Below are 22,064 nucleotides of genomic sequence, written 5' to 3'. Positions count from 1 at the left end.
CTTAACAACATCAGGAAACTAAGAGGGAAAACATCAAGGTTAATAGCTAAACTTCGTGCACATAAAATAGTCACTAAACTTCCCAAAACTTTTAGATATAGGGTTACAAAAACCGGTGAAGAAATTATAGCACGAATATTAATGTTTAAAAAAATGGATCTAAAATTTTGTTAAGAAAACAAAGTTTTTGAGGATGATAACATAAAAAATATTTTTGAATTGGTAAAATGCTATTTGTAAATGATTTGTAAAACAGACCAAAGAAAAATATTTTTCACAAGTGCGTTTATTTTAATGCATCTGCTTCGTTGCGAAACCCTTGAAATAAATAACTATGTCTGCGGGTTCCGACGCCTCGCATCTACATCAAACTAAACGCATGAATTAAACAGGTTAGATTATATTATGAAAAGTTGGATTGAAATAAATATGTTTTACAGCACAAAAAAATTCACTTTATCCGTTGGGTAGAATTGTTAAGTACAACGTCAGAAGGTTAATATAAACGGCAACTGCATTGCCATGATGAAATTTGATTGGTTCTAAATAAGCTTTAAAAGCATCAATCGCTCATCAATACTTCAGGAAATTATTATTTTTGGGATTTTTGATGAAATTATACAGCCTGTAATTTACAAAACCATTAAAGAATGCTGAAGAAACTGGGGAAATACTTAAGAAAGAAGTTGCTGCTTGTGCTTTTTGCAGGATTTGTAATTGGATTGCTATTTACCATTTACACCAATAAGGCACTGGAATATACCTCAACTAACGAATCGTGCGAGATGTGCCATGTGCACCCACATGTTTTCGACTCATGGAAATTATCTACACACTACGATAATCCATCGGGGTTTCAGGCACGATGCGTTGACTGCCACCTTCCACCCAAAGGAGAAGGGTACCTGAAAGAAAAAATGATAGCCGCCGCAAGAGATGTTTACGGCGTGGTATTTAAAGACAGCGCCGATTACAACTGGGAACAAAAATCGACACTGGAATATGCACAACACCATGTTTTTAAAGAATCGTGCACGCATTGCCATCAAAATTTATTCCCGCTCACGTTAACAAAAGAAGGACAGGATGCCCACCTTTACTATTCTCAAAAAGAAGACGAACTACGCTGCATCAACTGCCACCTGCATGTTGGCCACTACGATCCCAATGCACTGCATGCCAAAAATGTAGAATTTGGAAGCACGGGCGGCGAAAACCTTGAAGTATTCACCGAGCCGGCCCAGGTCATCCAACATGAAAATTTTACCGAAACAGTACCAAATACAACCATCGCTTTCAACATGAAGGCCATTCCGGGTGGTTCATTTAAAATTGGCAGCCCCCAGGAAGAACAAATGCGGGAACCTGACGAAGGGCCACAGAAAGAAGTAGAAGTTAGTCCGTTTTTTATGGCCGAGGTGGAAGTGACATGGGATGAGTTCCTCGCATTTTACGAAGCCACTGCTGCTGAAGGCCGCTCAACCGATACCGAAGGCTCACGCACCGAAGATGATGAAGTAGATGCCATTTCAGGACCTACTCCGCCCTATGGCCAACCCGACCAAAACTGGGGATTGGGCAAACGGCCTGCCATAACTATGACTTACCATGCAGCCGAAACTTACTGCAAATGGTTATCTGCAGTTACCGGAAAAACATACCGACTGCCCACAGAAGCCGAATGGGAATACGCGGCGAGGGGAGGTACAGAAACCCCCTTCTTCTTTGAAGGAGAACCCAAAAACTTCTCTCAAAAAGGTTTCTTCGGAAAGATATTTGGAAAAGAAAGTGACATTATTAATAATTATGTAGTTTACGCTGGGAACAGTGCAGGAAAAACCGAAAAGCCCGATTTGGTTGAACCCAATCCGTACGGACTCAAAAACATGCTGGGGAATGCAGCCGAATATTGTTCTGACTGGTATGCTGAAAACGCTTACGAAAAAATTACTGATGGAGCGGTAAATCCAAAAGGCCCTGCATCAGGCGAAGAACGGGTAATCCGGGGCGGATCGTTTAGAAGCCCTGCAGGAGAAGTAAGAAGCGCTGCACGCGATTATACAAAAACCGAAGAATGGCTGAAAACCGACCCGCAAATGCCAAAAAGTATCTGGTGGTTATCCGACTGTAATTATATAAGTTTTAGAGTTGTTTGCGAATTTGATGAGAAAACCGGAAAAAAATAACTATTTTTAGAATCCTAAATTCAACTAAAAACATATCTGTTATGAGTGAAAATAATTTTTCGAGACGTAAATTTTTAGCCGGAGCAGCCGCAGTAGGTGCTGCCGGAGCTATGGGAGTTGGAACCTTATCTTCTTGTACATCAGGTGGCGGGTCGTCATCAGGTGGTGGTAACTACGATTGGCAACCACACGAAATTGTTCATCCTCCGCTGAGGCAAACCGCCCCGGACGGAAAGGAACTGAAAGCTGGTGTAATTGGCTGCGGTGGCCGCGGATCAGGTGCTGCCATGAACTTCCTCGATGCCGGACCAAATCTTACTATTGTTGCCTTAGGCGATGTTTTTCAGGATCGTATTGACGACCTTCAAAACAAACTGAAAGAACAAAAAGGTGTTGAAGTGCCTGATGAAAAATGTTTTGTAGGTTTCGATGCTTATGAAAAAGTAATCGATGCCGGTGTTGATGTTATTATTCTTGCCACTCCACCAAAATTCCGCCCTGAGCAATTCGAAGCTGCCGTGAAAGCAAGAAAACACGTTTTCATGGAAAAACCTGTTGCTGTTGACCCGGTTGGTATTCGCCAGGTAATTTCTGCATCAAAAATGGCCGACTCACAAGGGCTGAAAGTAGTTACCGGAACACAACGCCGTCACCAGCACAAATACATTAACCTGCTGAAAGAGCTTGAAAATAACGCGATTGGAAACATCGTATCGGCTGATGTTTACTGGAATGGCGGACAACTTTGGTACCGTAACAGCAATCCCGACTGGAGCGAAATGGAATGGATGATTCGCGATTGGGTAAACTGGTGTTGGTTGTCGGGCGACCACATTGTTGAACAGCACGTTCACAACATCGATGTGGCACACTGGTACATGGGGAAATACCCGGTAAAAGCATTGGGCTTCGGTTCAAGGCAACGCAGGGTAACCGGCGACCAGTACGATAACTTTGCCGTTGATTTTGTACTCGACGACGGAAGAAAAATACTTAGCACCTGCCGCCAGATAAACGGTTGTTCAAATGGTGTTTACGAACTTTTCCACGGAACAAAAGCAATGGCCACATCATCACAGGGAGGTACCGCCCGCATCTTTGATGACCAGGGCAATGACATTGCCACTTTCGAAGATCATGAAACCAGTCCTTATGTGCAGGAACACATCAACCTTGTTACCGCCATCCGCGAGGACATAGCGATGAATTATGCCGAACAGACTGCCCTTTCAACTATGGCAGCAATCATGGGAAGGGTTTCAGCATATACCGGAAAAGAAGTAACCTTTGAAGAAATGATGAACTCCGACCTGAAACTCGGACCGGACACCTACATCATGGGCGACATTGGCTACATCGAAAAAGCAAAAATACCTGTACCAGGAGAAGGCTGATAAATGCTACAAAACGATTTAATTTCGGCAGAACTAAAGTTCAGAACTGAAATTTAAATCGAGAAAATAATCAATCAAATTGGTAAAAAACTATTCGTCACCCGACGGATAGTTTTTTTATTTTATTAATTCTTCAAATCTCCAAAAATTGCCACAACCATTTTCCATTTATAACCATAAAAACTTACTTTTGTACCCTTTACAATCAAAACACTTTAAAAAATATCACAAAAAGTAGTTGAACCATGGTAAGACTGAAAATCAAGGACATTCTTCAAAACGGAAAAACCGGTGAAAAAACACTGGTAAAAGCATGGGTGAGAACAAAACGCGGCAGTAAAAACGTAAATTTTATTGCATTAAATGATGGTTCAACTATTCATAACCTGCAGATTGTGGCCGACACTGAAAAATTTGACGAACACCTGCTGCGTGAAATAAACACGGGAGCCGCCCTGGCAGTTGAAGGATTACTTACCGAATCGCAGGGAAGTGGCCAGAATGTGGAGCTGGCAGCCGAAAAAATTGAACTTTTGGGAAAAGCAGATCCCGAAAAATACCCGATTCAGCCGAAGAAACATACGCTCGAATTTTTGCGCGAAAATGCACACCTCCGCTTCCGCACCAACACATTTGGAGCAGTTTTCCGGATGCGCCATGCCATGGCATTTGCTATACATAACTATTTTAATCAAAAAGGTTTTTATTACCTGCACACGCCAATAATTACTGCCAGCGATGCTGAGGGAGCCGGCCAAATGTTCAGGGTTTCAACTTTCGACCCGTTAAACCCGCCACTTACCGAAGAGGGAAAGCCCGATTACAGCAAAGACTTTTTCGGCAGGCCAACCAACCTCACAGTTTCAGGACAGCTCGAAGGCGAACTTGGGGCACTTGCACTGGGTGAAATTTACACTTTTGGCCCCACTTTCAGGGCAGAAAATTCAAACACCACACGCCATCTGGCCGAATTCTGGATGATTGAACCTGAAATGGCTTTCTACGATCTGAAAGATAATATGGACCTGGCAGAAGAATTTTTAAAATACCTCATCCGTTACGCGCTGGATAATTGCCGCGACGATTTGCAGTTCTTAGGCAACAGGCTGAGCCAGGAAGAGAAAAACAAACCCAAAGAGCAACGCTCGATGGATTTGGTTGAGAAACTGGAATTTGTGCTGAACAGCGAATTTGTGCGCATTACATACACCGAGGCTATTGATATTCTGAAAAATTCAAAACCTTATAAAAAGAAAAAATTTCAGTTCCCGGTTGACTGGGGCGTTGATTTACAAAGCGAACACGAACGCTACCTGGTGGAAAAACATTTTAAATGCCCGGTTATTTTAACCGACTACCCCAAAGCCATTAAGGCGTTTTACATGAAACAAAACGACGACGATAAAACAGTTCGGGCAATGGATGTGTTGTTCCCGCAAATTGGCGAAATTATTGGTGGCTCGCAGCGGGAGGAAAGCCTCGAAAAACTGGAAAAACGCATGGACGAAATGAATATTCCGGCAGAGGAAATGTGGTGGTACCTCGACACCCGCAGGTACGGAAGTGTAGTTCACAGCGGTTTCGGACTGGGCTTCGAGCGTTTTGTACAGTTTGTTACCGGAATGGGAAATATTCGCGATGTAATTGCTTTCCCGCGGACTCCCAAAAGTGCAGAATTCTGAACCGGCATGCTTGAAGTCCTTCGAAAAAATAGTAATTTTACGGAGATAACTAAAAAGGGATATGGAGCAAAAACTTTCGTTACAACAAAAGTTGCTGCAAAAGCTTTCACCACAGCAAATTCAGGTGATAAAGCTTTTGGAAATCCCTACTATTCAGCTCGAGCAACGAATTAAAAAAGAGCTGGAAGAAAACCCGGTGCTGGAATATGAGTCGGACTCACCGGACGACAACGAGGACAACGAAAGTTCAGAATCGGAAACAGACCGGGATAACGATGAGTTTTCGTACGACGACTACATTAATGAGGAGGACGATGATATCCCTTCCTATAAAACCTCGGCTAACAACTACTCAAAAGACGACAAGTACGTTGAAATTCCTTTTTCGGTGGGTGCCACTTTCCACGAAAACCTGCGCGAGCAGCTGAGCATGATAAGCCTTCCGGAAGGAGACCAGAAACTGGCCGAATACATTATTGGAAATATTGACGACGATGGCTACCTGCGGCGCGACCTGCTTTCAATCAGCGACGACCTGGCTTTCAACCTGAACCTGGAAGTTCCGGAAGAAAAACTGCTTGAAATACTCCGCATCGTTCAACAACTCGACCCACCGGGGATTGGTGCCCGCGACCTCCGCGAATGCCTTTTACTGCAACTGGACCGCAAAAAAAATGGTTCGCATGTTTTGGCCAGGACTATTGTAAAAGATTTTTTCGATGAATTTACCCGCAAGCACTACGAAAAGATCAAGAAAAAGCTGGACTTGTCGGAAGAAGATCTGAAAGAAGGAATTGGGCAGGTACTGAAGCTGAACCCAAAACCGGGCAGCTCGTACAGCAATCCGCTCAATAAATCGAATCAGCATATAATTCCTGATTTTTTGCTCGATAATGTTGATGGCGAACTTCAGCTTTCGCTAAATCAGCAAAATGTTCCTGATTTAAAAATCAACGACACCTACCTTGAAATGATGCGCTCGCTGGCCGAACGAAACAAAAATAAATCGAAAAACCAGAAAGAGGCCATGCTTTTTGTGAAGCAAAAGCTTGACTCTGCCAAGTGGTTTATCGATGCCATCAGGCAGCGCAACCACACGCTCTTGCACACCATGTCGGAAATTATCGATTTTCAAAAAGAATTTTTCAAGGAAGGCGACGAGTCCAAACTGCGCCCCATGATTCTGAAAGATATTGCAGAAAGGACCGGGCTCGATATTTCAACCATTTCAAGGGTGTCGAACAGTAAATATATTCAGACCCACTTTGGTATTTACCCGTTAAAATATTTCTTCTCCGAAGGATTACAAAAGAATGACGGTGAAGAAGTTTCCACCCGTGAAATAAAAATGATCCTGAAAGAATGTATTGAAAACGAAGACAAACACAAACCCCTGACCGATGAAAAACTCACCCAGATACTGAAAGACAAATCGTATAATATTGCCCGGAGAACCGTTGCCAAATACCGCGAGCAGCTGGATATTCCGGTTGCCCGCCTGCGCAAAAAACTTTAAATATTGAAAAAAGCAGCTCAGATACTATCCATTCTTTTCCACCCGGTTCTACTACCCACCTTGGGATTTGTATTGCTATTCAACTCCGGGTTTTATTTTTCATTTTTATCATGGGAAGCCCAACGCTACGTTTTACTGGTAGTGTTTTTCACCACAGCGGTTTTACCCCTGATTGGAGTGGCTCTTTTGGCACTCCGGTCTAATTTTGATCTGTCGCTTAAGAAAAACAACGACCGCATAATGGCCCTTTTTTTTACGGGAATTTTTTATTACCTGGGATTCTTATTGCTCGGCAGAATAAAAGCCTTCCCCATTTTTAAGGTCATCCTATTAGCATCAGTCCTGGTAATTATTGCCATTTTGCTCCTGTCGCTGAAATGGAAAATCAGTGCCCACATGGCCGCCCTGGGAAGCCTTACCGGGGTTGTTTTCGCTATCGCGTTTCGCACAGGTATAAATCCGTTTATCCCAATTTTAGTATTGATTTTGGCATCGGGGTTGACCGGAACTTCACGGTTAATGCTCGAAAAAAATAACCTGCCACAAATTGCGACAGGTTATATTCTGGGATTTTTAATCGTTTACCTGACAATTTTTTTCGTTTAATTTACTCTACAAATTTGTACCCGATGCCTTTCAGGGTCTTAATGTGCGCACTTCCAATTTTTTCGCGCAGTTTGCGTATGTGAACATCAATAGTACGATCGCCAACTACCACATTTTCGCCCCAAACCGATGAATAAATCTCTTCGCGGGTAAACACTTTCCCGGGTTTTGAAACCAGCAACGAAAGTAGCTCAAACTCTTTACGCGGAAGAACCATTTCTTCGTTGTCAATGCGAATAAGGTAACGCTCTTTATCGATGAGCAGGTTACCAATGGTCATTGTATTGGAATCTTTGTTGTAGGTAACCGGGCCGCTTTCGCCGGTGCGTTTCAACAAAGCTTTTACTCGGCTTATCAACACTTTGGGCCGCACAGGCTTGGAAATATAGTCATCGGCACCAGCCTCAAACCCGGCAATTTGCGAATAATCTTCGCCGCGGGCGGTTAAAAAGGCAATAATGGTATTGTTGAGCGTAGGAATTTTGCGAATTTCTTCGCAGGCTGCAATCCCGTCCATTTCGGGCATCATTACGTCCAGAATAATCAAATGGGGTTGTTTTTTCTCGGCCATTTTAATGGCATCGTGCCCGTTTTGCGCAGTGTAAACGGTGTAACCTTCTTTTTCGAGGTTGTAGCTGATGAATTCGAGAATATCGATTTCGTCATCAACCAGCAGAATTTTAAAATTATTTTCAGTCATGAGATAAAAGTATTACGAACTGTATAAGTAGTTGATTCTTTTTTGCAGTGAGATTAATAAATCTTTAAGCTTACAATAAACAAATTTATTGTTATTATTTGGCTTTTTCAAGTGTAAAGTTAAAAGTTGTTCCCTGATCCACAACACTACGCAAATTAATTGATTGATTATGTGCTTCAATTATGTGTTTTACGATTGAAAGACCGAGCCCGGTTCCGCCCTGTTCCCTCGATCGTGATTTATCTACACGGTAAAAACGCTCAAAAACGCGCGGCAGGTTTTTCTTTTCTATGCCAATACCGTTATCGGTAATTTCAACCATAATGTTCTCATCGAGGTCATGAAACGAGACATGAACAAAACCTCCTTTTTTACCGTATTTAATAGCATTCACCACCAGGTTTGTCAACACTTCCAGTATCCGGTTACGGTCGGCTTTTACATAAATTGGCTTGGACGGTTTATTGATAATTTCGAGTGAAATATGCCATTCATCGGCTTGCCACTGCTCCATTTCCAGCACTTCTTTCACTGTTTTTACAATATCGAAACTAACCATCTTCAATGTTAATTCACCCGATTCCAACTTGGTTATCGACTCCAAATCTTCGACTATCGAAATCATCCGGTCGATACTTTTTTCGGTGCGTTTCAGGTAGAGCATGTTAATTTTATCGTCTTCAATGCCACCTTCCAACAGCGTGAGAATATACCCCTGAATATTAAAAATAGGCGTTTTAAGTTCGTGCGACACGTTCCCCACAAACTCTTTACGGTAGCGTTCCAGCTCTTTCAGCCGTTCAATTTCTTTCATTTGTGTCCGGGCCCACTCTTCCACCTCAGATTTTACATTTGCAAGAAGGTTGGCCGAGTCTGCGGGTTTCTCTTCCATTTTCTTCCCGCTAAGCGGCATATCCTTTATGGCTTTGTAAACCGGGCGGATTTTATCTAAAATATACCGGTTCACAACAAAAAGAATAGAGTAAAAAGAAACCAGAAAAAAGGCAACGGTAAACAGCGCAATTATCCAGATTGCCGGCCCAAGCCACCACGTTAAAAGCAGAAAAACAGCCAACAACAATGTCAACAAAACTGATATATAGGTTGTTAACCTTTTCGAAGAATACGTTTTCATAAATCCCCTTTTTATAAGATGATACTGTTTATTGCAAAAACAGTTTTAATAATCAGATTGATTTCCAACTTGTTTGCGGCTTCAAAAATATAAAAAATTAGGCTCATATCGTTTAACAGTAAATTCATTGTAACTTAATGATTTTTTAATATTTTAGTGGAGTTTAAAGGTTTAATTCGCACCAAAAATTATTGCCCGTAAAACTTAGATAATGGAAAATTTTTACCTTATCATTGTAGTAATCCTCTTCGCACTTGCAATTTCTGATTTAGTTGTTGGAGTAAGTAACGATGCCGTCAATTTTCTGAATTCGGCATTTGGTTCGAAAGCAGCCCCCAAATGGCTCATTTTTTTAATGGCTGGCATTGGGGTACTTATTGGGTCAACCTTTTCCAGCGGCATGATGGAAGTTGCCCGGAAAGGAATTTTTCACCCCGACATGTTTGTTTTTTCCGAGATCATGGTCATTTTCCTTGCGGTAATGATTACGGATGTTATCCTGCTCGATTTGTTTAACACATTTGGGTTGCCCACCTCCACCACGGTTTCCATTGTTTTTGAATTACTGGGTTCGGCTGTGGCTGTTTCTATCGTTAAAATTAAAATGATGGGCGGTACCATTCTCGAGCTTTCAGAATATATCAACTCCGAAAAAGCACTTGCCATTATTACCGGAATTCTACTTTCGGTTTTTATTGCCTTCACCGTAGGCGCTATAATACAGTATATTACGCGGTTTATTTTCACTTTCAATTACCGGAAAAGAATGAAATATTTCGGTTCAATTTTCGGGGGTTTGGCCATTTCGGCCATTGTTTATTTCATTCTCATCAAAGGAATTAACGGTTCTGCATTTGCCGAAATGACAGTGCCAAGCGGCGAACGATTTGGTGACTGGGTTGCCACCCACACCGGACTGATACTTCTTTATAATTTTATCTTTTGGGTTATAATTTTACAAATACTGAGTTGGTTATTCAAAATTAAAATACTAAGACTAATTGTTTTGGTAGGAACTTTTGCACTTGCAATGGCTTTTGCAGGTAACGATTTGGTAAATTTCATAGGTGTGCCGCTGGCTGGGTTTAACTCGTTTAAAGCCTGGGTAGCCGGAGGCGCAGGTTCACCTGATGAATTCACCATGGAAATGCTTGCAGGAAAAGTAGATACCCCCACTTTCATGCTGGGAATAGCCGGCTTAATCATGATTGTCACATTAATTTTATCGAAAAAAGCACAATCGGTTGTCACTACTTCGGTTGATTTATCGCGTCAAAGCGAAGGTACCGAGCGGTTTAACTCTTCGCTTGCAGCCAGGGTAATTGTACGTGGAACCACCAAATTTAACCGGGGCATAAGAAGCATTATGCCTTCCTCGATGATTGATTCAATTCAGGCCCGTTTTACTCCGCCCCCTGCCGGCGATGCCACTAATCCTGACGCACCCGCTTTCGATAAAATTAGGGCGGCAGTTAACCTGGTAGTTGCTAGTGTTTTAATTGCAATTGGAACTTCTTTAAAACTCCCGCTTTCAACCACTTATGTAACTTTCATGGTGGCAATGGGAACATCCCTTTCCGACCGTGCATGGGACCGCGAAAGTGCAGTGTATCGTGTATCGGGCGTATTTTCAGTAATTGGTGGCTGGTTTTTAACAGCTATACTTGCTTTTACTGTTTCAGCTGTAATTGCTTCCTTAATCTCCGTTGGCGGAAAATTTATGATTTTCGTATTCGTTGCTATTGCCATTTTTATGGTTATCCGCACGCATTTGCTATTTAAGAAAAGAAGCCAGGAAAGCCTGGAAGATGAAGAAGAGGCAATTACCGAAAAAGATGCCACCGACAAAGTAATGGAAAAATGCATCAAACAGGTGAGCAAGTCAATTGTGCAGGCGAGTACAGTTTACGACGACAGTATTAAACATTTCCTGAAAGAAAACCGATCGAAACTAAAGGATGCCCTGGAAGTTAAAGATAGCCTGAATAAAAAAGCAAAGAAAAAGAAAAACAAGGTGTTGAACACCCTTTCAAAAATTGAGGAAAACGTAGATTCAGGGCACTTTTACGTTCAGGTGGTTGACTACCAGCGCGAACTGGCCCACTCGCTCAATTTCCTTACCGAACCACTTTTTGAGCATCTCGACAATCAGCATAAACCATTCATAAAAGCCCAAACCGAAGAGATGCAGGCACTGAAAGAAAAAGTGGATCATTTCTTCAACTTTGCACTGAATATTATAAAAGAGAACGAGTTTAACGAAATTGAAAAACTCATTGAGCTGCGCGACAAAATATTACAGGATCTGGAAAAAATGGAAATTGCCCAAATCAAGCGAATTAAAGCCAAAGAGGTGAATACCCGCAACTCGATGCTCTATTTCAACACCATAACAGAAACTAAAAATATGTTGCTGCACGCCATTAACCTGCTCAAATCGCACCGCGATTTTATTACGGTTACCATGAAAGAGCGGGATTGAAAATATTCAGAAACTGAAATTTTCAAAAGGGCATCCATCAGAATTAATCGAGTGTCGTGTTAATCATGTTTTGTCATTTCGGTTATCCACCCAATTTTGTTGGGCACAATGAGGTGATGACAATGAAATTCCAATATGCAAATCGCAAAAAAAAGCAATTTGGAAATACTCTAAATTCCAGGATTCTCAGATTTATCTTGCTTTAAAATTCATTTTGGATTCCTCAAAAACCCGAACGGAACAACATCAAACAAATCTTCCACATTCAAAGCTTTTTCAGCTTCAAGTGTTTGTTTTGTTAACCGGTTTTCCAGCGCGAGAACGTTCGTTCCCGGAAGTTCAACCAGTGTATCCTCCCAGTCAGGATTGGCTGGCATGCTTGCCGTATTCAGTGGCAATATGACTATTAAATGCTGATGGCCAAACTTCCGGGAAAAAGCAATGATGTGCTTTTTGTATTTCCCTGAAACTTTAAACGGAGTGTAGCTTCCTTGCTGAAAAAGATCCGGATATTGATTGCGTTCATTCAGCGTCAGCCAGTTCATCCACTGTTTCAGTTGGCCATCCAACGGTTGATGCCACAAACTTTCAGCCAGATTGGCGGCATCGGTTTGGTAATTTTTGATGATCCAATCCAGGTCAGCCGATAACTGTTCAAAATCAACTTCCCGACGGTTATCAGGATCCACAAAACTTAAGTTCCACTTTTCTGTCCCCTGAAAAGTATCAGGAACTCCGGGGAGGGTATTTTTTAGAATAAGTTGCGTAATGGAATTGGTAATTCCGTGCGGAATGATTTCTTCCATGAACCGTTTCAAACTCGCGGGAAATTTTGCATCGGGTGAAAGGATTTTTCGTACAAATGCAATGGTTTCATTTTCATAAAACTCATCCGGGTCGCTCCACGATGAGTTGACCTTTGCTTCGCGCATCGCCTTCACCAGGTATTCCTCCAGTCGCTTTTTAAATGATTCATCGATTTTTGCATCCATCGGAAAATGGGCACACAACACCTGGTAAATCAGATATTCGTCGTTGGGAGTCGGGATCTCTTTGTTGCCGTCAAATTGTTTGAAGTCACGGTTCAGTTTGTGCCATTCTTTGGTGGCGGCCACCCATGCTTCCGGCACATCGCTGAGCACATTCAGCCGCGCCCGCGCATCTTCGCCGCGTTTGGTGTCGTGGCTTGAAATGACATTCATGGTCAGCGGCATTTTCTCGAACCGCTCTTTCATATAGTTGTGAAACGTTTCCGTGCGAATACCAAAATACGACGGCGAGTCGCCCACTTCGTTGTGACAAATAAACGGGTTGTACGAATAAAACGCCGTGTCCTCAATTCCCTTGGCCATCAGCGGACCGGTAAACTGCATGCAGTGCCTGAAAAGACGATCGGTTTGCGGCACTTCATTTTCCATGCCGGGCAGCTTCAACAGAAACAAATCTTCCAGCAGCAGGAGGGGTTTTTCAAGCGCCGGATTTTTTTCAGCTGCCTGCCCAATAATTTCGCGCACCATCGATTTTTCGTGATCCATAAATTTTGAAGGCGAACGGTAAATCTTGTAAATCGGGCAAAAAACGAGGAATTCACCGATGGCTTTTTTAAGTATTTTTTCATCAGTTTCTGTTTTCATAACAGCACTGAGTGATATGCATTCGCGGGTGAGGTTGTCCAGTTCCCCCTTCAGCCGGTGGTATAAAATGAAGCTGTTTTTCTTGTAAAACACATCCTCAAAATCGTCGGTTTTATCGATCCACTCGTTGTAATATTCATAGAAAAACGGGCCTTTTTCGGGATTGGTCAGCAAGTTATTTACCATCCCCAGAAAATCGTAGCCTGTGGTTCCCTCCACCGGCCAGTCGGCAGGAATCTCCTCATCTTTCTCCAGAATTTTCTCCACTACAATGTAGGTTTTGTCACCCAGCAGTTTTCGCAAACGTTCGAGGTATTCGCCCGGATTGTACAAGCCATCGATGTGATCGATGCGCACGCCGTCAACCAACCCATTTTTCACCCAGTTGGCAATCAGTTTATGGGTGGCTTCAAAAACGTGTTCATGCTGAATGTTTACACAAATGAGCCCGTTGATGGTGAAAAACCGGCGGAAATTAATTTTGGTTTCGGTGTCTTTCCAATACGACGGATAATAATATAATGCATCGATAATTGTTTTCAGCCTTTCCGAATCACTGTTTGCGGTGTGCAGGCAATCATCAACATATTCTTTTGTTTTAATTGATTCCGAATAATCCGCCACCAGTTTTTGCCGCAACTCATCAAAATTGCGAATATTCCGTTCCGCATTCAGAAATGCAGCCACTGTTAACGGAATGTGTACCCGGTTTTCGGCATCCAGTAATTTTGGATACGCCGGAACCGACAGCGGATAACAGTTATCAAAATAATTCAGCCTGAACCCGTTTTCATCCAAACCGATTGACAGTTCTCCGTCTTCAATCAACTGCTCGAGCGGTTTTCCGAAAAATGGCAGCATCAGTTTCCCGTTCAGGTTTTCGTCCGGGTGGGTTTCCTGAATGTCGAAAAAATTGTAAAAAGCAGAATCGCGGCCTTTTTCCAACACATCGTAAATCCACGGATTTTCGGGCGAAAAGGCCATGTGGTTTGGCACGATGTCCTGCACCCAGCCAATTCCGTTTTCATGTAACTTTCCAACCAGGTTTTCAAAATCCTGTTCCGTTCCAATTTCAGGATTAATTCGCAACGGGTTGGTTACATCGTAACCGTGCGTACTGCCTTTCACCGCCTCAAAAACCGGCGAAGCATAAATGGTTTTTACGCCCGATTTCTGCAGGTACGGAATCAATTGTTCGGCATCCTTCAGTGTAAATTCTTTATTAAACTGAAAACGGTAAGTTGATATTGGATTATACATAAGAAGCCCCCTTTTGTTCCCCCATAGGGGAAAAATAAGAATTGGATTTTAAAAATTGTGAAACATGCAATCAAGTCATTTTTCTGTCATTATAATCCCGCGAAGCGGGATAAGGTCCCCCAATTGGGGGATTTAGGGGGCCGCAAACATTACCACTCCCAGTGGTGGCAGCAATACATTAATCGACTGCTCCTCACCGTGGAAAGGAACCGGGTTGGCTGCCACGCCGCCAAAATTTCCCTGGCCGCTTCCGCCATACTGTGTGGCATCGCTGTTCAGAATTTCCAGCCACTTGGTATCTTCCGGCACACCAATCCGGTAGTTGTGCCGCGGAACCGGAGTCAGGTTCACCACCACAATTACCGGATGCTCTTTTTTCTTGTCGTAACGCACAAAGCTCAAAATGGAATTTTTCGAATCGTTGGCATCGATCCATTTGAATCCTTCTCCTGAAAAATCATTTTCATATAATGCCGGAAACCGCCGGTAAACGCTGTTCAGGTCTTTCATGAAAAACTGCAATCCTTTGTGATTGTCGAAATCGAGCAGGTGCCAGTCGAGGCTGCGTTCGTGGTTCCACTCGTTCCACTGGCCGAGCTCCATTCCCATGAAATGCAGCTTTTTGCCGGGATGCGCAAACATGTAGCCAAACAACGCACGCAGGTTGGCAAACTTCTGCCAGTCGTCGCCGGGCATTTTGTTGATGAGACTGCCTTTTCCGTGTACCACCTCATCGTGCGAAAGCGACAACATAAAATTCTCGTTAAAGGCATACATAATACTGAATGTCATCTGGTTGTGATGATAACTCCGGTGAACCGGCTCATGTGCAAAATAACTCAGTGAATCATGCATCCAACCCATGTTCCATTTCATGCCAAACCCCAGTCCGCCGGTATAAACCGGTCGGGTCACCATTGGCCAGGCGGTTGACTCCTCGGCAATGGTTTGAATGTCGGGGAATCGGGTGTACAACGATTCATTCAAATCGCGCAGAAACTGAATGGCTTCCAGGTTTTCGCGCCCGCCGTGTTCGTTGGGAATCCATTCGCCGTCTTCCCGCGAATAATCGAGGTAAAGCATCGACGCTACGGCATCCACCCTGATTCCGTCGATATGAAAACGCTCCATCCAGCTGTGGGCACTGCTAATCAGAAAATTCCGAATTTCGTTGCGTCCGTAATTAAAAATGTAGCTGCTCCAGTCGGGGTGGTAACCTTTACGCGGATCCTGGTGTTCGTACAGGTAGGTGCCGTCAAAAAAGTGCAGCCCGTGCTGGTCGCCCGGGAAATGGGAAGGCACCCAGTCCATAATCACGCCAATATCGTTTTGATGCATGTAGTCAACAAAATACATAAAATCATCCGGCGTTCCGAACCGGCTGGTAGGCCCGAAAAAGCCGGTGACCTGATACCCCCACGAACCCGAAAACGGATATTCTGTAACCGGCATCAGTTCCACATGAGTGTACCCCATTTCCCTGACATAGGCAGTCAGTTCTTCGGCAAGTTCGGGATAACTCAACGGACGGTTGCCTTCTTCGGGCTTCCGTCGCCACGATTCCAGGTGGACTTCATAAACGGAAAACGGACTGTCGAGGGCATTGGTCTTTTTCCGCTTTTTCATCCACTTTTTATCGTTCCAGTTGTAATTGTAATCCCACACCACCGAGGCTGTTTTGGGCGGCTGCTCGCTGTAAAACGCCACGGGGTCGGCCTTTTCAACGGCGTAATTATTGTGCTGCGACCGGATAAAATACTTGTAAGCTTCCCCTTTCCCCACAGCGGGAATAAATCCCTGCCAGATGCCGGATTCATCTTTGCGGCGCTTCAAATGGTGGGCACCTTTCACCCATCCGTTAAAATTGCCGATAACTGAAACCGAATCGGCATTTGGTGCCCACACGGCAAAAAAGGTGCCTTTCACGCCTTTCAATTCCATCACGTGAGCCCCCAGTTTTTCCTGCAGCGAAAAATGCTTTCCTTCTCTGAAAAGGTAAATGTCGTATTCAGTTATAAATTCCACCACATCCTGCACCGCATTGCCGGTTTCAGGAATTTGGGCTTCCTCTTTTTGAACTTCTTTATTTAAACCTGATTTATTTTCTTTTTTACTCATATTCATATTTTTAATCGGTTTCAGAATAATTATTCCACCAAATCATCGAGGATTTTTTTCAGTCCATTCAACGGAATGTGCAGCCAGTCGGGCCGGTTATTGAATTCATAATCGGCTTCGTAAATGGCTTTTTCGATGGTATATACCGAAAGCAGATCGTTTATTTCCCGCTCTTCTTTGGGAATAAATGATGCATCGCCGGCTGTTTCGAGGTAGCTGTCGATGAATGTTTTACGTACAATTTCGTACCACGCTTCAAGCCAGGGATTCAGCAGATCGGCACTTTCCGGAATCTTCGACTGGTTCTCGAGCTGCCCCATGTAAATGGCGTAGTGGAACGAGCGCAGCATTCCGGCCACATCTTTAAACGGGCAGTGTTTCAGTTTCCGGGCTGTGAGCGAGCGGGTTGGCTCGCCTTCAAAATCAATAATCACAAAATCCTTCCCGGTAAACAGCACCTGCCCGAGGTGGTAATCTCCATGAACACGCGTTTTTGAAGTGTGAATTTTTTTCTTCTCGAGCGTATGCTTAATCGTTGACAGCAGCAGACTTTCATTGTCGATGATGTCGTCAATCAGTGCTATTTGCTCTTCGTTCAGTTTCCGTTTCGATGATTTCATGTCGTTTAACGTCCGCTTAATCAGCGTGCGGAACGACTGGTAAAGCGATTTCTGATAAAGCAGTGAGAACGGTTCGGGCTTGAACTCTTTTTTGCTCTCAACCGAAGCGAGCGCGAGGTGCATTTCTGCAGTGCGCTTGCCGAGCAGTTCAATCATCTCTATGAAAAACGGCCCGAGCAGGTCGCGCATCTTTTCTTCGCCCACATGTTCCACCAAATCGGTGGTGGAGTCAATCGGTTTGTCGCTCATCAGGTATTCCTTGTCCTCGATTATCCGGTCGAAATACCGGTCGATGGACGATTGGATAAATTCCCAGGCATTCCCCTCATTATGAACAAAATCAACCAGAATACCGAGTGCCGAACTTTCAGCATTGGGTTCGCGGTATTCCAGTGCGCCTGCAAAAGTCGGGAAGTTGCGGAAACGGGTATTTTCAGTCAGTGTTTTTATGATTTCCAGCTCTGGGTTGTTGCCCTCCTCCGGACTGCGGTACATCTTGAAAAAGAACCTGTTGTCGTAAAGAATCGAGGTGTTCGACTGTTCGGCCAGCAGCACACGCGAGTTGAGCGGCAGTTCGCTTTTCTTCACCTTCGATCTCATTTTTTTGCCGGGTACTCCCACAATACTACCCTTCCGGGTTTTCAGCATTCCCTTTTGGGTAATCAGTTGCAGGAAAATATCGCGCACTTCCTGGTTATACGAACCGTCGTACATCACGCCTTCGTGACCATCCACTTCCACATAGGCAATCATCGCCTCGGGGTGCTTGAATTTCACATCGGCAATAATTTCGCCTGTTTTTATTGAAATCGGTATGACGTACTGTTCGGGTTTGCCTTCAATATACTTTGTTTCAATAATTACGATGTACGAGTTCAGGTTTCCGGTAGAAAACGGAATGGTATTTTTGATGTCGATGGCTTTAATTTTTTTTGCCTTGCCTCGAAACCAGCGGTTTTTACGCACGTAACTGCGCATCAGCTTTTCGAGCGAATTTCTGGTGGTTCCCTGCATTTTGTTCCATTCTTTGGAAGAAAGTACCAGCTGATGATCGGGCGACAAGGTTTCAATCACTTCGTCTTCTTCCTGTTTGCGCAATTCAAACCAGAAATAGTTTTTAAACTGCATAGGAAATATGTAGGGATCTTCCCCGATAATCGCAAATTTATTCTGGCTGAAAACCTCGGTGGGAACATAGCCTTCGTATTCCGACAAATCGAGTTCGGCCTGCTGCGAGTAACGGGAAAGATTAATAATGACCAGTATTTTTTCGTCGTTGTAAGTACGGGTGAATGCCAGTATTTTGCTGTTGCTGGTATCGATAAACTGAATGTCGCCACGGCTGAATGCCCGGTACTGTTTCCGTTTGGCAATCACGCGCCGCATCCACCACAACAGGGAGGTCGGGTTCTTTTCGTGGTTCTCCACATTCACGGTTTCGTAGTGGTAATCGTGGTTAAAAATTATTGGCAGAAACAGCCGCTGCGGTTCGGCCGACGAGAAACCGGCATTGCGGTCGGCTGACCACTGCATGGGTGTGCGCACGCCGTCGCGGTCGCCAAGGTAATAATTATCGCCCATTCCAATTTCATCACCGTAATAAACAATGGGCGTCCCAGGCATCGAAAATAGCAGGATGTTCATCAGCTCGATGTTTTTCCGGTCGTTGTCGAGCAGCGGTGCCAACCGCCGGCGGATACCGAGGTTGATTCGCTGTTTCGGATTTTGTGCAAACGACTTATACATGTAGTCGCGCTCCTCGTCCGAAACCATTTCCAGCGTCAGCTCGTCGTGGTTTCGCAGAAAAATAGCCCACTGGCAGTTAGCGGGAATGTCGGGAGTCTGTTCCAGAATGTCGATGAGCGGGAAACGGTCTTCCATGCGCATGGACATGTAGAGGCGTGGCATCAGCGGAAAGTGAAATGACATGTGGCACTCGTCGCCTTTTCCAAAATATTCCGATGCATCGTCGGGCCACTGATTAGCTTCGGCCAGCAGCATTTTATCCTCGTAATTCTCGTCGATATATTTCCGCAGTTTTTTCAGAAATGCGTGTGTTTCGGGCAGGTTTTCGCAGTTGGTCCCTTCGCGTTCGTACAAATAGGGCACCGCATCCAACCGGAGCCCGTCGATTCCGATTTTAAACCAGAAATCGAGTACTTTAAAAACCGCTTTATGCACACTCGGGTTATCGTAATTCAAATCGGGCTGGTGCGAGTAAAACCGGTGCCAGTAGTAGGCTTTGGCCACCGGGTCCCACGACCAGTTTGAAATTTCGAAATCCTGAAAAATAATCCGTGCGTCGTTGTACTTATCGGGGGTTTCGTTCCACACATAAAAATCGCGGTAAACGCTGCCGGGTTTTGCATTGCGTGCCCGCTGAAACCATTTGTGGTCGCTCGATGTATGATTCAAAACCAGTTCGGTAATCACACGCAAATCGCGATTGTGTGCTTCGCGGATAAACCGCTTGAAATCGGCCATCGTGCCGTAATCTTCATGAATATGGGTAAAATCGGCAATATCGTAGCCGCCGTCTTTCAGCGGCGATTTGTAAAACGGTAAAATCCAGATGGCTGTCACGCCCAGCGATTTTAGGTAATCCAGTTTTTCAATCAGCCCTTTAAAATCGCCAATCCCATCGCCGTTGCTGTCTTTAAACGAACGCACGTGGGCCTGGTAAATAACCGCATCTTTGTACCAGCTTTTTGTATCTTGTTTATGCATAGTTTTCAGTTTTACATGAAATAATCGAAATCTCTTTCGGTACGTACTTTTTTGCGAACTTTAAAAATATGAACAGGCATCACGCCGGGGTCCAGTTCCACAAAATTGTGCTCCCCACTCCAAAGAAAATGGGCGCCGCTTATCAAGTCGTGAACCTGGTAGGAGTCGTGTTCATGCATTCCAAACTCTTTGAGCGGAAAGTGGAGCCAGCCCGAATGTGTGTGGTGCGGATCGAGGGTCACCACCACCAGAATGATGTTGCTGAGATCGTCCGATGCCTTGCTGTAACAAACCAGCGCGTCGTTATCAATTTTATGAAATTTCAGTGAATGCGTGTTTTGCAGCGCTGTGTTTTCATGGCGAATTTGGTTCATCCGCGCTATAATTTTCCGCAGGCTTTTGGGGTCGTCGAAATTCCAGTTTTTAATCTCGTATTTTTCCGAGTTGAGATACTCCTCTTTGCCTGGGGCTGCAGGTTCGTTTTCCATCAGTTCGAAGGCCGGCCCGTAAATTCCGTAGTTGGAACTCAATGTGGCGGCCAGTGTTAGCCGCTGAATGTAGCCGGCGCGGTTGGCCACCTGCAAAAATTCGGGTAAAATATCGGGCGTGTTGGGCCAGAAATTGGGACGGAAAAATTCGCGGGCTTTGGAATTCACCAGTTCGTTGAGGTAGGTTTCCAATTCGTATTTCGAATTGCGCCAGGTGAAATAGGTGTACGACTGCGTAAATCCCTGCTTAGCCAGGTTGTACATCACTTTGGGGCGGGTGAATGCCTCGGCCAGGAATATCACATCGGGGTGCTCTTTTTTGATTTCGCTGATGGCCCAACCCCAGAAGTTAAACGACTTGGTGTGCGGATTATCCACCCGGAAAATTTTCACGCCTTTGTCAATCCAGAAAAGAAAAACGCTTTTCAGTTCTTCCCAAAGGTTTTTCCAGTCATCGCTTTCAAAGTTAAGCGGGTAAATGTCTTCGTATTTTTTCGGCGGATTCTCGGCATACTGGAGCGAGCCGTCGGGCCGGTGCCTGAACCACTCCGGGTGCTCTTTCACCCAGGGATGATCGGGCGAACACTGGAACGCGATGTCCATGGCAATTTCAATTCCTTTCTCTTCTGCTTTCTTAATCAGTTCACTAAATTCGTCCATTATGCCAAGTTGCGGGTGAATGGATTTGTGGCCGCCTTCTTTCCCGCCAATGGCCCAGGGAGAACCGGGTTCCCCGGGTTGCGCCGTTACGCTGTTGTTTTTCCCTTTCCGCTTGGTTTCGCCAATGGGATGAACAGGCGGCAGGTACAGCACATCGAAACCCAGTTCAGAAACATACGGCAAAAAGTCAATAACATCTTTGAATGTGCCGTGCTTTTCGCCATACGGATTCAAGGAACGTGGAAAAACTTCGTACCAGCTGCTGAAGCTGGCGCGTTTCCGGTCAACCGTTATTTCATAATTTTTTTCAATTTGCGATACGTGTTGTTTCACCGGGTATTTCACCATCGTGCGGTACAATTTCCCGTCGAGTACAGATCCGATTTTCTTTTCCCAAACCGCATCAGAGTTAAACTCTTTTTGCACTTTTTTTAGAAAAGCAGCCTCTTTTTCGGCCATTGTTTCGTGTTCCTCCAGCGCTTCCTGAATGAGGTTGGCGCCAATCTGCAAATCGACATCAATGTCCACCTGCGCATCGATTTTTTTGAGGATGTCGCGGTGCCACGATTTAAAATGATCGACCCAGGCCCGCACCGTATAAAAATAGGAACCGATGGAATCAAGCGTAAATTCAGCCTTCCACTTGTCGTTGATAACAAACTCCATTTCTGCGGCTTTCCACTCTTTATCGACCTTAAATTTATGCAGCACTTCGGCGCTCAGCACATCGTGACTGTCGCAGTAAATATCTGCTGAAACTTTTATTGTGTCACCAATTACCCGCTTCACCGGGAAATCGCCGCAATTGACCTGCGGCTGTATATTTTCTATAAAAACACGTTGTTGTCCATTCATA

Annotated in this window: 12 protein-coding genes; 6 read left to right on the top strand and 6 right to left on the bottom strand. The window is 44.3% G+C overall.

All coding sequences use genetic code 11. From position 1 onward, the window contains the following. Nucleotides 1–650 precede the first annotated feature (650 nt). The 5 genes from BUC07_RS12020 (at nucleotide 651) to BUC07_RS12000 (ending at nucleotide 7,384) form a co-directional block, all read left to right on the top strand. Nucleotides 651–2,186 carry an SUMF1/EgtB/PvdO family nonheme iron enzyme gene (locus tag BUC07_RS12020; RefSeq protein ID WP_073169744.1) on the top strand — a complete coding sequence of 512 codons (1,536 nt, stop codon included), beginning with the start codon at nucleotides 651–653 and terminating at the stop codon, nucleotides 2,184–2,186. Between the two features lie 41 nt (nucleotides 2,187–2,227). Beyond that, nucleotides 2,228–3,580 carry a Gfo/Idh/MocA family protein gene (locus BUC07_RS12015; protein WP_073169742.1) on the top strand — a complete coding sequence of 451 codons (1,353 nt, stop codon included), beginning with the start codon at nucleotides 2,228–2,230 and terminating at the stop codon, nucleotides 3,578–3,580. A 245-nt stretch (nucleotides 3,581–3,825) separates the two neighbouring features. Next, nucleotides 3,826–5,262 (top strand): asparagine--tRNA ligase, encoded by a 1,437-nt coding sequence (asnS, locus tag BUC07_RS12010; protein WP_073169741.1) that lies wholly within the window; start codon nucleotides 3,826–3,828, stop codon nucleotides 5,260–5,262. A gap of 61 nt (nucleotides 5,263–5,323) precedes the next feature. Continuing rightward, nucleotides 5,324–6,778 carry an RNA polymerase factor sigma-54 gene (gene rpoN, locus BUC07_RS12005; protein ID WP_073169739.1) on the top strand — a complete coding sequence of 485 codons (1,455 nt, stop codon included), beginning with the start codon at nucleotides 5,324–5,326 and terminating at the stop codon, nucleotides 6,776–6,778. A gap of 3 nt (nucleotides 6,779–6,781) precedes the next feature. Then, a complete protein-coding gene (locus BUC07_RS12000; RefSeq protein ID WP_139279559.1) occupies nucleotides 6,782–7,384 on the top strand; it encodes a hypothetical protein in 603 nt (200 codons plus the stop codon). A gap of 1 nt (nucleotide 7,385) precedes the next feature. Here the strand turns inward: BUC07_RS12000 and BUC07_RS11995 are convergent, their stop codons facing one another. Beyond that, nucleotides 7,386–8,084 carry a response regulator transcription factor gene (locus BUC07_RS11995; RefSeq protein WP_073169734.1) on the bottom strand — a complete coding sequence of 233 codons (699 nt, stop codon included), beginning with the start codon at nucleotides 8,082–8,084 and terminating at the stop codon, nucleotides 7,386–7,388. Nucleotides 8,085–8,178: 94 nt separating this feature from the next. After that, on the bottom strand, nucleotides 8,179–9,219 hold the full coding sequence (locus BUC07_RS11990) for a sensor histidine kinase (RefSeq protein ID WP_073169732.1): 1,041 nt from the start codon (nucleotides 9,217–9,219) through the stop codon (nucleotides 8,179–8,181). A gap of 211 nt (nucleotides 9,220–9,430) precedes the next feature. Between BUC07_RS11990 and BUC07_RS11985 the strand changes: the two genes are divergently transcribed. After that, nucleotides 9,431–11,701 carry an inorganic phosphate transporter gene (locus tag BUC07_RS11985; protein ID WP_073169730.1) on the top strand — a complete coding sequence of 757 codons (2,271 nt, stop codon included), beginning with the start codon at nucleotides 9,431–9,433 and terminating at the stop codon, nucleotides 11,699–11,701. A 209-nt stretch (nucleotides 11,702–11,910) separates the two neighbouring features. Here the strand turns inward: BUC07_RS11985 and treY are convergent, their stop codons facing one another. The 4 genes from treY to BUC07_RS11965 form a co-directional block, all read right to left on the bottom strand. Then, the gene (gene treY, locus BUC07_RS11980) at nucleotides 11,911–14,595 is read right to left on the bottom strand and encodes a malto-oligosyltrehalose synthase (protein WP_073169728.1); all 2,685 of its coding nucleotides are present in this window, start codon (nucleotides 14,593–14,595) and stop codon (nucleotides 11,911–11,913) included. Nucleotides 14,596–14,727: 132 nt separating this feature from the next. Beyond that, on the bottom strand, nucleotides 14,728–16,713 hold the full coding sequence (gene glgB / locus BUC07_RS11975; RefSeq protein WP_083578227.1) for a 1,4-alpha-glucan branching protein GlgB: 1,986 nt from the start codon (nucleotides 16,711–16,713) through the stop codon (nucleotides 14,728–14,730). A 29-nt stretch (nucleotides 16,714–16,742) separates the two neighbouring features. Beyond that, the gene (treS, locus tag BUC07_RS11970; RefSeq protein WP_073169725.1) at nucleotides 16,743–20,060 is read right to left on the bottom strand and encodes a maltose alpha-D-glucosyltransferase; all 3,318 of its coding nucleotides are present in this window, start codon (nucleotides 20,058–20,060) and stop codon (nucleotides 16,743–16,745) included. A gap of 11 nt (nucleotides 20,061–20,071) precedes the next feature. Beyond that, a complete protein-coding gene (locus BUC07_RS11965) occupies nucleotides 20,072–22,063 on the bottom strand; it encodes an alpha-1,4-glucan--maltose-1-phosphate maltosyltransferase (protein ID WP_073169723.1) in 1,992 nt (663 codons plus the stop codon). Between the last annotated feature and the right edge of the window lies 1 nt (nucleotide 22,064).

Origin of the sequence: Tangfeifania diversioriginum, assembly GCF_900141875.1 — a bacterium.
Classification (GTDB): domain Bacteria; phylum Bacteroidota; class Bacteroidia; order Bacteroidales; family Prolixibacteraceae; genus Tangfeifania; species Tangfeifania diversioriginum.
This window is presented reverse-complemented; position numbering and strand designations above follow the sequence as displayed.